The organism is Streptomyces virginiae, assembly GCF_040638905.1.
Taxonomy (GTDB): domain Bacteria; phylum Actinomycetota; class Actinomycetes; order Streptomycetales; family Streptomycetaceae; genus Streptomyces; species Streptomyces virginiae_B.
In genome coordinates this window covers 16,351-29,813 of sequence record NZ_JBEZYV010000056.1, presented here as the reverse complement: position 1 = coordinate 29,813, position 13,463 = coordinate 16,351, and the positions used below count along the sequence as shown (strand labels likewise).

The following is a 13,463-nucleotide window of genomic DNA, read 5'->3' as shown; positions in this document are numbered from 1 at the left end:
GGCTCCAGCAACGCCCACTGCTCGTCCGTGAGATCTCCCCGCCCCATGACCACGATCATTCAGCGCGCAAGATCCATTTTCGATACACGGCCTAGAAGCCAACGGAGCGGACGGCTTCTCCCTCGGTAAGGACCTGTTCAACCCCGAACACGCCGACCAACTACGCCGACGCCAACAAGGAACACCGTGACCAACCTGAGCGAACTGACCCGACTCTGCCCCCCACCGCCCACCCAGCCCGATCCCATCGACTGGGACCGCGTGGAAGCCGAGCTCGGCATGCGCCTGCCCGAGGACTACAAGCTGCTCGCTTCCACTTACGGACCGGGCCGCTTCGGCGACTACATCGGCATCCACCACCCACACGGCGTGACACCGTATTCAAGCCTGACCGGGCCGATGCCCTCTCGTGTCCGCGCATACCTGCAGGACGACTACGACCGGGGCACATACCCCGTGCCCCACGACCCCCGACACCTGTTCGTCATCGGATCCACCGACAACGGCGAATACGTGTTCTGGATCACCGACCCCGAAGACGCCCCCGACACCTGGCGCATCGCAGTCCACGAAGCACGAGGCCCCCAATGGTTCACCTATGACGGAACCCTCACAGCCTTCCTGACCTCCGTCTTCAGCGGAACAAGCCAGGTCCCGCAGTTCCCCGACGGCCTGCTGGACCAGCCCGTCGAGTTCGATCCCGCGGTTCCCCTGGCATACGAGATCCAGGAGGCCCCCTCCCGAGGATCGATCGACACCGAGACCATCCGGAACTGGGCCCGCGAAAATGGCTTCCAAGTCCCCCCAAGTGGTCGAATCCCCCGAGAAGTCCGCGAAGCTTGGGAGGAAGCCCACCCCGCCTGAGCGCGCCGCCAGGTATCAGCGGAGGCCGCGGTGGAGCCTTCAGCGGGGAGCGGGCGGCCACAATGACGGGGCAGGGCAGCTTGTCGACGTCGGCGTACTTCTCATGGCCGTTCTCGGTTCCTCGATCACGCCCAGGATGCGGCCGGAAAAGCGGTCGTACAGGTCACCGAGGGCGGGTGCGAAATAGCCGCCGACGTCGAAGAGGACCACCGGCTCACGGCCGGCCCGAGTTTCGAGTTAGGCGAGGGCCTCTCCGGGGCGCTGAACACCTGCCGGGTGAGCGGGTGCACGGGTGCGGTCTGCTCGACCAGGTCGCATGCGCTGGCGTTGATGGACTTCGGCTTCGGCAGGGCGTCCCGATCTCCGACACCGACCTGTTCGACCCCCGGTTCGCCACCATCGACGGCATGGCCGAACTGATCGCTCAGCAGCCGCTCCCGGAGCAGCGCCACAGCCACTAAGTCTCACCTGTCACACGAGTATCAGCACCGGCGATTCGGCCATCTCACTTGGACATCAAGTCCGCGCATCCCAAGGGTGGATGCACTGTGCACCATCAGCTTTCTGAATGCCTGCGCGGAACCCGATTCGGCTCAAAGACACGCGTTCGACCAGGCGCCAGTGGTCGTTGATCCGAGCAATAGCACCCACCTCCAGCGCCCTCAGAGAACCAGGTGATCTCCGCCGGGCATACGGCAATGCCTGCCCATCGGGGCAGGCTGTCGCACCAAACGCAGGCACTCCGCTCCCACGTTGAGAGGCACCCACATGACGCCCAGTCGCTCCGAGATCCGCGGCCTCGTCAACGACTATCTGGAACGCCACCCGGTCGAGAACGGTCACCTGCAGCCCCTGGTGAGCGCCCTCGAAGAACCCGCAGACCCAACGAGCCGCTCAACACTGCCCGGACACATTACGTGCAGCGCCATCGTGATCGACCACGACCAGCGCGTGCTCCACATCCACCATCGAGCCAGCGGCCTGACCATCCCGCCCGGCGGTCACATCGATCCAGCCGATCGCACGCTCCTCGCAACAGCGCTGCGTGAGGTTCACGAAGAGGCAGGGATCGCAGCTGGCGACCTATGCCTCACCCCCCAGCTCCTCGACGGCCCCGTCGACATCGCCATCCACGACATCGCCGCCCGGCCATCCAAAGGAGAGCCGGAACACCAGCATTTCGACATCCGCTTCGCCTTCTACCTCGCGCACCCTGTGCCGCCCCAGCTGATTCTGCAGGATGAGGAGGTGTCCGGCGTACGGTGGCTGGACCTCTCGGAAGTCACCTCGCCGACGCTGCGCGCGAAACTCCTCGCGGCGCGTCTGGACGGCAGGCCGGAGCCAGTGAACGCGTCCGCGCTGATCCACGACGGGGCCGGCCGCTACCTGCTCCATCTGCGCGACCACAAGCCCGGCGTCATCTGGCAGTCGGGGGCGTTCGCCCTTCTCGGCGGCGGCCGCACGCACGACGACGAGAGCCTGGAGGGCACGCTGCTGCGGGAGCTGTCCGAAGAGGTGCCCGATCTCCGCATCGAGGACTTGAACCCCTACGCCGTGGAGGCCGCGACCAGCGTCGACGGCCTCAGCGTCCCGGTCCGGGTCTTCGCCGGCCGGTGGCGCGGCAACCCCGACCGACTCGCGCTGCACGAAGGTGTGCTCCTGCGTTGGTTCGCGGTCGACGAACTGGACCGGCTGCGCCTGAGCCCGGCCACCCGGGACCTGATTCGCCGGCACGCGGCCGAGAATCCCCCGGGCAGGGAGCCGGCCGTGGCTCCTCCCGTGTGGGACGGGGGCAGCCGGGTGGTGTTGAACGGCGTCGGAGTGCACCTCCACCTCGAAGACGCCGAAGGCCGGGTGCTTCTCGGCCTGCGTCACCCCAAGTCGAAGTACGCGGGCGACACCTGGCACTACCTGGCCGGGCGGTGCGAGCAGGAGTCCGCGCTCTCATGTCTGGTCCGCGAGGCGTGGGAGGAAGCAGGGCTGGTCCTCGACCCCGCGGACGTGGAGCTCGCGCACGTCGTCCACGTCGTCGACACTCCGGGCAGTCTGCCCCTGATGCAGCTCATCTTCCGGGCTCGCCGGTGGGAGGGCACCCCCGAGGTGTGCGAGTCCGACAAGTGTCTGGACTGGCAGTGGTGGCCGCGTGACGAACTGCCGGACCGGATCGTCTCCTACACCCGCACGGCCATCACCGCGATCGCCGAAGGCCACCTGTATTCCCAGTTGGGCTGGTGAGCAGGGTGAGCACACCCGCCGGTAGCGCACCCAGCCGGCGGGCTCAGACCGAGCCCTCGCACGTCAAGCGGGAGCGCCTGGCGGAGCCGAGGGAGGTACTGCGTGCCGCCCTGCACTGAGACCCCCTCCGCCACCGGCACCTCGCTGTGGCGGCACCGGGACTTCCGCCGGTACCTGACCGGCCAGGCCGCGAGCGTGGCCGGCAGCTCGATCACGCAGATGGCGCTGCCGGTGCTGGCCGTGCTCCACCTGGACGCGACAACCGCCCAGGTCGCCTGGCTGGCGTTCCTCGGCCAGCTCCCGCCCGCGCTGCTCGCCCTGCACGCCGGCGCGCTCGCCGACCGGCACTCCAAGCGCCGGCAGATGATCACCGGCGACCTGGTCAGCGCCGCAGTGCTCGTCAGCGTGCCGGTGGCGTCCGCACTGGGCAGCCTGACCCTGACGCAGCTCATGATCGTCGCCGTGGTGCAAGGGGCGGCGAGCGTGCTCCACGACGCGGCGGCCATCAGCCTGTTGCCCAGCCTCGTCGACCGGTCCTTGATCCAGCGGAGCAACAGCCGGGTCGGCGCCCTGTTCGCGGTCGCCGCGACCGCCGGAAGCCACCTCGGCGCCGCGCTGACCGCGCTGCTCGGCCCCGCCCGGGCCCTGCTCGGCGACGTCGCCTCCTATCTGATCAGTGCCGTGTGCACCGCCCGCATCCAAACCGCCGAACCCACCCGCGCACGCCCGGAGTCCCGCCGGCTGCGCAGTGAGATCGGCGAGGGCCTGCGGTATGTGCGCGGCGATGACCGGTTGTGGACACTGACCCTGGTCAACGCCACGACCTCGTTCGCACTCGGGCTGCTCAACACCCTCTGGGCCCTGTACCTGCTGCGATCTCTCGCCATGAGCGCGACCGTCTTCGGGGTGGTGCTGGGCCTCGGCGCGCTGGGCGCGGCCGCCGGAGCGCTCACCGCCCCGGCGTTGGCCCGCCGGTACGGGCCGGGGCCGATGATGCTGGCCGCGCTCGCGATCACCCCGCTGACCCAGCTCCCGCTGCTGCTCGCCTCCCCCGGCCGTGCCTGGCAGATCACGATCGGGGCGGCGCTCCTTGTCCAGCTCGCCTGCGCCGGTGCCGCGGGCACCACCCAGCGCTCCATCCGTCAGATCGTCACCACGGCCGGGATGCAGGCGCGGATGCAGGCGGTGAGCACGTGGCTGACGTCCGGCGCCCGGCCCGTGGCCGCGCTCCTCGCCGGCGGCCTGGGCACGTGGATCGGGGTCCGGCCCGCCCTGACCGCCGGAACCATCTTGCTGCTGCTTCCGCTCGTCGTCCTCGCCCGCTCCCCGATCCGCGCCCTACGGCAGATGCCGGACCCGCCCGCCACCACCCTGCCGTCGCCTCCCGCAGCCCGGACCGCCCCTCCCACCGTGCCCACTGCAGCGTGCGCGGACGACGGGCAGCACGACCGCTCACTCGGAGGCGATGCCTCGTGAACGAGATGCCGAACTCGACGGCGACTCCAGCTGCCGCACCACCCGATCCCCTGGAGAACCCCGTGCTGAGCGACAACACCGGGGCCGCCGCGCCCCTCCTTCCGCCGCAGTCCGCCGCTGACACCTCCGAGGCTGTGGCGGCACGGGCGGCGATGGTCGTCCGGCTCGAGGAGAGCGGAAAGCTCGGCCGCGGTCCCGTGCGAGAGGCTCTGCTCGCACTGCCACGCGAGATCCTGCTTCCGCACGCGTACGTTCGGGTCAGTGGACCGGGCGCGGATCCGATCGACTGGCGCCTCCTCGACGGCTCCCACCCCGACGACCGTCAGGAGTGGCTCGAGCTGATCCACAGCGACGAGTCGATCCTGCTCCAGCGCGACGGCGAACCCCTTGACGCTCTCCCCCGCGGGCCGGTGACCGGCGGACACATGACGTCCATGTCCACCTACACCCCCGCCACGGTCGAAGCCCTCCAAGCCATGGAACTCGGTTCCGGGCAGCGGTATCTGGAGCTCGGGCCGGGCCCCGGCGTCTCCCTCGCACTCGCCGCCGCCATCACCGGCCCCGGACTCGCCACCGGCGTGGAGCGGGACGGACCCATGGCGGCCTTCGCCCAGCGGAACCTGGACCACCTTGGCGTCGGCGCGGTGGTGATCGAGGGTGATGCGCTCGAAGGGCACGAGGCGAGGGCGCCCTACGACCGGATCCACTCCGGCATCGGCGTGCCGTGTGTCCCGGTGCCGTGGGTGGAACAGCTCGCCCCGGGCGGCCGGCTGCTCACCACGCTCTCGACCCGTACGCCGAGCTGGCCGGGACAACTCCTCGTCACCCGCACTACGGACGGCACGGTCGAGGCGGTCCTGCGGGGCCGGCCGCGCGGGTACCGGCCCTTGCTCGGCTACCGCTGGCTCAACGCCCTGGACCACCGCGCCCGCATCAAGGACGACCCCGGCACGGCACGGTCCACGCGGCTCGCGCCGCCGCCGGACGACGCCTACGGATTCTGGCTCGCCGCAGCGTACCTGGTCCCCGGCACGGTGCGGGACTTCCAGGCCGAGACGATGACCATCGTCGCGCCCGAGGACAACTCCTGGGCCGTGGCCGGCCCTGGCGACGGCACCGTCCGAGTCCATGGGCCGCGTGATGTCTGGGCTGAACTCGAGGACCTCCACGCCCGCTGGGAGCAGGCCGGACGGCCCGAGCCGTACCGGGTCGACCTCCGCGACAGCACCGGGGCCCAGCACGTCACCTCCGGCGCGGGCCCGAAGTCCCTGACCTGGACACTGCCGCCGCTCGCGATCGTCCCCCGGCAGGCGACATGAACGCGCCCGCCCGGATCGCCGTCACCCGGCACGCGCCGGACCCCATCTACCAGGCGGGGGTGTTTACGACCCGCACAACCGCAGCTGAACAACCGGGCATCTGGTCGCCTGCGCCTATCCGCACGGCTTCCTCAAGCACGCCGCAGCCACCGCCACACCAGCCGCACAGCAACAAGGAGTTACGGGGTGCCCCAACTGCACGAGCCGAGGGACCTGTTCACGTCGGCGGCGGCGGACTACGCCCGCCACCGCCCCGGCATCCCGCCTGAGGTCGTCTCGCTCCTCGCCGACACCATGCGGGATGCCGACCGGCCAGTCCTCCTCGACCTCGGCTCCGGCACGGGCCAGGTGCCGGCCGCTCTGCTTCCGGCCGTTCCCCGGATCGACCGCGTGGACCTGGTGGACTCGGGCCAGGACATGCTCCGCCAGGCCTCCGCCGCTCTCGAACCGCTCCTGGGCGGCCGCCCGGCCGGCTTCCACCCGGTGGCGGCCGAGGACTTTACCGCCCCGTTCGACGGCTACCGGGCGGACCTGGTCACCTGCGCACGGTCCTTCTACTGGATGGACCGGTCCGCCGTCCTGAAGATGGCCGACCGTGTCACCGCTCCCGAGGCCACTGTGGCGATCATGGGGGACGGCAGCCTGTGGACCTGCTGGGCGGACTGGACGGCCGCGCTCAAGCAGCTCATCCAGTCCTACCTGGGCGACGAGCGCCGCGCGGGCACGGGCGGCGTATATGCCGGACCGGGCCGGCGGTATGAGGACGACCTCGCCGCATCGCCGTTCAACCGGGTCACCGAGCACCGATTCCCTGTCCGCCGTGTTTGGACGCCGGCCCAGGTCCTCGGCTACCTGCGCAGCACGAGCTTCGCCCGCTCGGACCTCTTCGGCGACCGCCACGACCGCTTCGAAGACGAAGCCCTGGAGCTGCTGGAACGGCACAGCGAACGCGGCGGCCTCGTTGAGGACGCGGTGTTCACCGTGCTGCTGTCCCGGCGTCCGGGAGGCAAGGCGTGAGCGGTGGGCGGCACACCGTACCGGTGGACGTGCACCTGCTCGCCGTCCGTGACGGCGAGCAGGGCCGGGAAGTGCTGCTGTCCCGGCGGGCCGGCGACGTGTACGCGAGCGGTCTGTGGCACGCGCCGTCGGGCCATGTGGAGTTCGAGACCGTCGTCGACGCCGTCGTACGCGAGACGCGGGAGGAGACCGGTCTCGTCGTGGACCCATCTGACGTGCGGCCTGCCGTCACGGTGCACCACCGGCCGCCCGGCGGTCAGGCGAGGATCGGGTTCTTCTTCGAGGTCCGCCGTTGGAGCGGCACCCCGCGCGTCATGGAGCCGGACAAGTGCGACGCGATCGAGTGGTTCGCGCTCGACAAGCTCCCGGCGTCGATGGTCGCCTACTGCCGGGCAGGACTGGACGCCTACCGAGCCGGCGCGCCAGTCGCAGTGCACTTCCAGGACCCGGGCGATCCGATCGCCTACGACCCGTCCGCCGACCGGCTGGGCTTGGTCGCCGACCCCGACAGCCGAGGTGCCGTCCCCCAGGAAGCGGTGCGCGCCTTCACCGAACAGTCGGTGGGCCGGATCACCACCTGGACGGACGTCTCCTGGGCACGCGAGCAGAGCTGTGTATGGCGGGCGCGCGGCGCTGAGGGCGGCACCTGGTACGTCAAGATCCACCAGAACGAGCGCTTCCACCAGTGTGCAGTTGCCGCGCTCCGTGGCTGGGTCACCGCGCTCGGCGCGGCCGCGCCCCGCCTGGTGGCTGCCGATGCCGAGCTACGGGCCGTGGTGCTCACCGCGGTGGGTGGCCGGTCTCTGCACGGCGCCACGTATCCGCCTGAGCCGGCCGGCGGCACGCTGCCCCTGGGGAAGCTGGAGCGGCACCTGGACGGAGCCCGCCCCCACCTCGCGCCGGGGGCCGAGAAGTTCGTCCGCGCAACGGCCGAGAAGGCCGCCGACCTGCCCGCTTTGGACGTGGTGCCCACGCACGGCGACTTCCAGCTACGCAATCTGCGCTGGGACGGGGCCGCCGATGCTCTGTACGTGATCGATTTCGAGAGGTCGGAGGAAGGTCCGGCCGTACGGGACTTCGTCCGGCTGTCCGACGCCTGGCACGGCCGTCCAGACCTCCTTGCCGCCGTGATGGACGGCTACGGCCGCCCCTTCACCCGGGGGAGGAAGCCCAGCTCACGGCCCTGTCCGTCCTGGATGCCGTTTCTGGCATCTCCTACGGCACTACACACGGTGATCCCGAGCTGGTGGAGGGCGGCCGACGCACCCTGGCCCGGCTCCGCGCCGCACAACGCCCTTGACCCCGCCCCGCCACACACGAGGAGCAGCACGTTGACGTACACCGCCCGCGATCAGTGGGAGAAGCACTACAGCGACGGCAAGAACTTCCGGCAGGTCGGTGAGCGCGAGCGGGAACTGCTCGCCGAGCACACCCCTGCCCCGGACGGCGGCGGGCGGGCGCTCGACGTGGGCTGCGGCAGCGGGGAGCTGGCCGCCTACCTCGCCTGTCTCGGGTACACCGTGGACGCCGTCGACTTCGCCGACACCGCGATCGCCCGGGCCCGCGAGGAGCACGCCGGCGTCGATGGCGTGCTCTGGCTGCATCTGGACATCGAGCACGATGACTGGGCCCCGCTGCACGAGGAGGGGTACGACCTGATCACCCTCCGGTTGATGTACCCGTTCGTGAAGGACCGCGGTCGCCTCGTTCACGGGCTGGGTGAGCGGCTGCGAAGGGGCGGAGCTCTCGTCGTCATCACGCCGGTGATGGACACCACCCCACAGGAGCGGCGCGACATCGCCTTGGACGGGGACGAGATCGCCGTGCTCGCCGTCGGATGGGAGACGGTGGAGCGGCTGGAGGCAGACGGCCTGACCGTCTTGGTCCTGCGCGGCCCCTGTCACACCGACACCAGGGCCGTCGAGAAGAGGCCGACTACGGGCCATGCCCTGATCGGTGCCCTCGCCGTCGTCACCGATGAGGCCGGCCGGGTGCTGCTCGGCCGGTCGCGGCGCGGCATGCTCGAGTTGCCCGGCGGCAAGACCGACGGTTCGGAGGACTTCGCCGCCGCGGCGGTGCGCGAACTCGCCGAGGAGACGGCTCTGGTCGCGGATGCGGACGACGCGTACGTGCTAACGATGATCGTCGACGACAGCCACGGCGTGCCCCGGCTCACGGCCGTCGTCCGTATCACCAGCTGGTCCGGGACGCTCGGCAACCCCGAGCCCAACAAGTTCGACCGCTGGGAGTTCGTCGACGTGCACGCTCTGGCCTGTGCGGGGGAAGTGTTCCTGCCTGCTGCGCTTGCGCTGGACGCTGTCTGGCCTGGAGTCATTCCTGACCTGCCGCCGGCAACTTCCTACCCGCTGGCCGGCGAGCAGCCGGCCGTGCCGGGTGAGCCGGCCGAGGCGGTCCGGCTTCGCCGGGCCATGGTCGAGACGGTCATCGACGGCGGCTGGGCCGTCTCCGAGCCGGTCCGTGACGCACTGCGGACCGTGCCGCGCCACCGCTTCGCCCCCGAGAAGAACCTGAGGATGGCGTACGACGCTGGGGACGTCGCCATCGTCACGCGCCGTAACGAAGCAGGGCGGGCTACGAGTTCAGTCTCGGCGGCGTGGCTGCAGGCGGACATGATCGAGGGCTTGGATCTCGAGCCGGGCGCTGTGGTGTGGGAGGCGGGCTCCGGCGGGTACAACGCCGAGTTGCTCGCCCATGTCGTCTGTCCGGGTGGGCGGGTGGTCACGAGCGACATCGACGACTACGTCGTGCGCCGCGCTCGCCGGTTCACCGCGGAGGCCGGCAGCGGGCGCGTCACCGTCGTCCACGGGGACGCCGCCCACGGCGCGCCGGCTCATCTGGTCCCGCGCGGCGGGTTCGACGCGGTCCTGATCACCTACAACTGCTGGGACATCGCCCCGGCCTGGCGAGACCAGCTCGCTGATGGCGGTCGGCTCGTCCTGCCCCTGGAGCTCGGCGGCTACACGCGGGCGATCACGTTCCAGCGGGGAGGGGATGTGCTGGTCGCGCGGAAGCTCACGCACTGCGGCTTCGTCCCCGCCCAGGGCGCGTACGCCCGCACCGCCGCAGTCGCCGACCTGCTGGACGGTCAGCTGCAGCTCCGCTTCGAGGACGGCCCCGCGGGCAGCGTCGAGGGCCTGGAGGAGGCGCTGCGCGGACGGCGGCACGAGATTGCCACCGGCGTCACCATGGGGCCAGGCTTTTACTTCGGGTTGCTGCAGCTGTACGCGGCCACGACGCTGACCGGGTTCTGCCGCCTGGCGGTCACCGCCGACCAGGAGACGTCGGTCGTCCAGATCACCACCGGCTCGGACGCGCCGGCTGTCCTCGGCGACGCCTCGCTCGCCTACCTCACCTATGTGCAGACCCGGCACAGCGAGATCCGCGAGGAGCGGGAAAGGGAGTGGTTCGTCCACACCTTCGGTGACCAGGGCCCCGCCCTAGGCGAGAAGCTGGCGGACGCGGTCAGGGCCTGGGACCGGGACGTACGCGGCGACGGCGGGCAAAGCACCGATCCGGCCGTGACCGTACACCCCGCCGGAACGCCGGACCACCGGCTTCCTCCCGGCGACGTGGTGGACAAGGACCACTGCCGCGTCGTGGTGCAGTGGCCCGGCCGTGACGCCCTCCTGCCTTCCCCCGTTGACCGGGTCGAGGCACCGGCCGCTTCCGGGGAGGGCATGTGACCGTCGGACCAGCACCGGAGGCGGTCTTCGCCGCGCCGCCGGCACGTGACGAGCAGACGGGGATGCGGTCCGCTCACGCTGCCGCGGCACGCAGCCTCCAGGCGACCGCGTCCGGGCCGGAAGTGTGGGGCTGGCAGGGCCGCACCCTCAGCCGGCGGGCCGGGACCTGCTGGCTGCGTGTCGTGGCCGCACCAGTCGCGAAACAGGGAGGTCGGCTGTGGGAGGGCACCGCCTTGGCGGACGCGCTCGTGCCCCGGTCGGTGCCCCGGCCGCGGCTGCGCGGCCTGCTCGACTGGGCCGCCGACGGCTCCGCCTACCGCGCCGAGCTCACCGAATACGTCACCGTGCCCCCAGTGACGAGCGGTACCCCCGTGCTAGACCGCGATGTCGCCCTTCATGGCGCGTGGTGGGCGGATCTGCGCACCGCGCTGGAGACAGTCGCCACGGTGCCCACCGATCGGGAGGCGGTCCGCCAGCGGTGGATCGACACCAACTTCCGCCGCTTCCTCGGCATCGACCCGATCCAGATCCACGACTACACCACCGGCCACGGTGACCTTCACTGGGCCAACCTCACCCACGCGCCCCTGGTCCTATTCGACTGGGAGAACTGGGGGCGCCTGCCCGTCGGCTACGACCTGGGCCTCCTGCACGCGTACTCCTTGAGAGCGCCGGCGACCGCGGCGCGGATCCGCCACGAGTTCGCCCACGTCCTCGGCACGGCTGCCGGCCGCGCTGGGGAACTCGTCGCGCTCGGCCAGTTCCTGCAGGCATGCAGCAGGGGCGTCCATCCTCAGCTCGCACCGCTCATCGTCCGCCGGGCCGAGCACCTCACCGGCACCCCCGTACCCGCTCCCTGACCGACCCGGCCCACTGCCGGTGTGGAGGAACCCGTGCCCGACCCGCGTATCGACGTCGTCGTGCTGACGATGAACGACCGGCCGTCCGAGGAAGCCGCCGCCCAGCAGACCCTCCTCGCGCAGGCCGGTGTCGATGTGCGGGTGTGCGTGGTCGGCAACGGCTGTGAGCCCGAAGTCGTGCCGCCCGGCGCGCTCACCGTCCGCCTGCCGGAGAACGTCGGCATCCCCGGCGGGCGCAACGCCGGCGCCGACGCCCTCGGCCGGGAACCCGATGCGGCTAAGTGGCTGTTCTTCCTCGATAACGACGCCACCTTCCCCCGCACCGACGTCCTCGCCCAACTCATCGCCGAAGCCCAGCAGCGTCCGCGTGCCGCATATGTACAGCCGAGACTGACCGGCCCGGACGATGTGACCACGCCGCGCCGCTGGGTCCCCCGGCTGCGCGCGAGCCGTCCGGAGCGACCCGGCACGATCACCACGATGACCGAGGGCGTCGTCCTCGTCCGCCGCGCGGCGTTCGACGCGGTCAGAGGGTGGCCGGCCGAGTTCTTCCTGTACCACGAGGGACTCCAGTTGGCGTGGCAGTGCTGGGCTGCCGGGTGGACCGGCTACTACGCAGCCGACCTCCGGATGCACCACCCGCTCACCTCTCCCACTCGGCACGCGCTGTTCCACCGGCTCGCCGCCCGCAACCGGATCTGGGTCGCCTACCGCAACCTCCCCGCTCTGCTCATCCCGCTCTACCTCGCCGTGTGGACCGCGATCACCCTGGCCCGGGCCGCACACACCGGCGGGCTGAGCGAGACGCTGGCCGGCATGCGCGAGGGCTGGACGAACCGCCGCGCCCAGGAGCGGCGCCCGATGAGCTGGCGCACGGTGTGGCGGCTGACCATTGCGGGCCGCCCGCCCGTCATCTGACCTGCACGAACCCAACCGGAAGGTGTGTCCTGTGAGTTCTTCTCCACCGTCGCTGATGGGCGTGTTCGCACACCCGGACGACGAGTCGTTGCTCGCCGGCGGTGTCCTCGCCCAGCATGCTGCGGCCGGGGCCCGCACGGCGGTCGTCACCGCCACCTGGGCCCCGGACAGCCGCCGTGCGCCCGAACTCGCCGAGGCCCTGGCCGTCCTGGGCGCCGGCACACCACGCCTGCTCGGCTACAACGACGCCCGCAACCCCGAGGCCGCCCCCGGCCGGCCACGGCTCGTCGACGCTCCCCTCGACGAAGCAGTCGGCCGCCTCGTCGCCCACATCCGTGACTTCCGGCCCGACATCGTCGTCGGACACGACGCCCTCGGCCAGCTCACCGGCCATCCCGACCACGTTCGGACCCACCAGATCACCCTGCTCGCCGTCGAAGCCGCCGGCCTGGCCCACCTGCATCCCGAAGCGGGCCCGCCCTGGCAGCCGGCCGCGCTGTACGCGGCCACGCACTCCGAGTCCGGCGTCGGCCTGCTCCGCCCGCTGCTCGAAGGGGCGGGAAAGAAAGTCCTCGCGGTGCCGGACTCGTACGTGACCACCAGCGTCGACGTCAGCCCCTGGGCCGACGTGAAGTGGCGCGCGATTTTGGCGCACCGGGGGGAGGTCGCACGCGAGCGGCCCCTGCCGGGCATCCTCGCCCGCCTGCCCGAAGCCGACCGCACCCAAATCATCCAGACCGAGCACTTCACCCGCCTCGCCCCCGGCCCCCCAAAGTGCGAGGGCGACCCGGCCCAGCTGACCATCTGACACCCCGGCCCGTGCGGATCGTCCCCTTCACCGCACGAGCAAGCACTCACCGATCGGAGAGAGATGACGACGACTTCTGCACCCGCCGAACGTCCCAGTGTGGCCAGGACATTGCGGCTGGCGGTCGCGCAGAGCACGGTGCCGGAAGACCCCACTGATCGAGGAGCACTGCGGGCGGCCGGGCAGGAGATCCGGGCCCTGATGGTCGAGGCCGCCGAGGCCGGTGCGCGGCTGGTGCAGTTCCCCGAGGGGGGTCACCTAC

Annotated in this window: 10 protein-coding genes; 9 read left to right on the top strand and 1 reads right to left on the bottom strand. The window is 71.1% G+C overall.

Translation table 11 applies throughout. The features are described from left to right. The first annotated feature begins 186 nt into the window (after positions 1-186). The gene (locus tag AB0F82_RS36855) at positions 187-864 is read left to right on the top strand and encodes an Lsr2 family DNA-binding protein (protein ID WP_362635763.1); all 678 of its coding nucleotides are present in this window, start codon (positions 187-189) and stop codon (positions 862-864) included. A 125-nt stretch (positions 865-989) separates the two neighbouring features. Here the strand turns inward: AB0F82_RS36855 and AB0F82_RS36850 are convergent, their stop codons facing one another. Continuing rightward, on the bottom strand, positions 990-1,322 hold the full coding sequence (locus AB0F82_RS36850; protein ID WP_362635760.1) for a hypothetical protein: 333 nt from the start codon (positions 1,320-1,322) through the stop codon (positions 990-992). 310 nt (positions 1,323-1,632) lie between these two features. Here AB0F82_RS36850 and AB0F82_RS36845 point away from each other — a divergent pair, with 310 nt between their 5' ends. From AB0F82_RS36845 to AB0F82_RS36810, 8 genes are all read left to right on the top strand, one after another. Next, on the top strand, positions 1,633-3,099 hold the full coding sequence (locus tag AB0F82_RS36845; RefSeq protein WP_362635758.1) for an NUDIX hydrolase: 1,467 nt from the start codon (positions 1,633-1,635) through the stop codon (positions 3,097-3,099). A 102-nt stretch (positions 3,100-3,201) separates the two neighbouring features. After that, entirely contained in the window at positions 3,202-4,575 is a 1,374-nt protein-coding gene (locus AB0F82_RS36840; RefSeq protein WP_362635755.1) for an MFS transporter, read from the top strand. Between the two features lie 5 nt (positions 4,576-4,580). Continuing rightward, positions 4,581-5,894, top strand: a complete 1,314-nt coding sequence (locus AB0F82_RS36835) for a methyltransferase (RefSeq protein ID WP_362635768.1) — start codon at positions 4,581-4,583, stop codon at positions 5,892-5,894. A gap of 186 nt (positions 5,895-6,080) precedes the next feature. After that, positions 6,081-6,911 (top strand): class I SAM-dependent methyltransferase, encoded by an 831-nt coding sequence (locus tag AB0F82_RS36830; RefSeq protein WP_362635754.1) that lies wholly within the window; start codon positions 6,081-6,083, stop codon positions 6,909-6,911. Beyond that, complete coding sequence (gene fxlM / locus AB0F82_RS36825) at positions 6,908-10,615, top strand: methyltransferase, FxLD system (RefSeq protein WP_362635751.1); 3,708 nt, start codon at positions 6,908-6,910, stop codon at positions 10,613-10,615. Before AB0F82_RS36830 ends, fxlM begins: the two co-directional genes overlap by 4 nt. Continuing rightward, positions 10,612-11,475: a hypothetical protein gene (locus AB0F82_RS36820; RefSeq protein ID WP_362635749.1), complete on the top strand. Its 864-nt coding sequence runs from the start codon at positions 10,612-10,614 to the stop codon at positions 11,473-11,475. The genes fxlM and AB0F82_RS36820 overlap by 4 nt, the downstream gene beginning before the upstream one ends. A 33-nt stretch (positions 11,476-11,508) precedes the next feature. Then, complete coding sequence (locus tag AB0F82_RS36815) at positions 11,509-12,393, top strand: glycosyltransferase family 2 protein (RefSeq protein ID WP_362635747.1); 885 nt, start codon at positions 11,509-11,511, stop codon at positions 12,391-12,393. Positions 12,394-12,448: 55 nt separating this feature from the next. Beyond that, positions 12,449-13,201 (top strand): PIG-L deacetylase family protein, encoded by a 753-nt coding sequence (locus AB0F82_RS36810; RefSeq protein WP_362635765.1) that lies wholly within the window; start codon positions 12,449-12,451, stop codon positions 13,199-13,201. Positions 13,202-13,463: the final 262 nt, after the last annotated feature.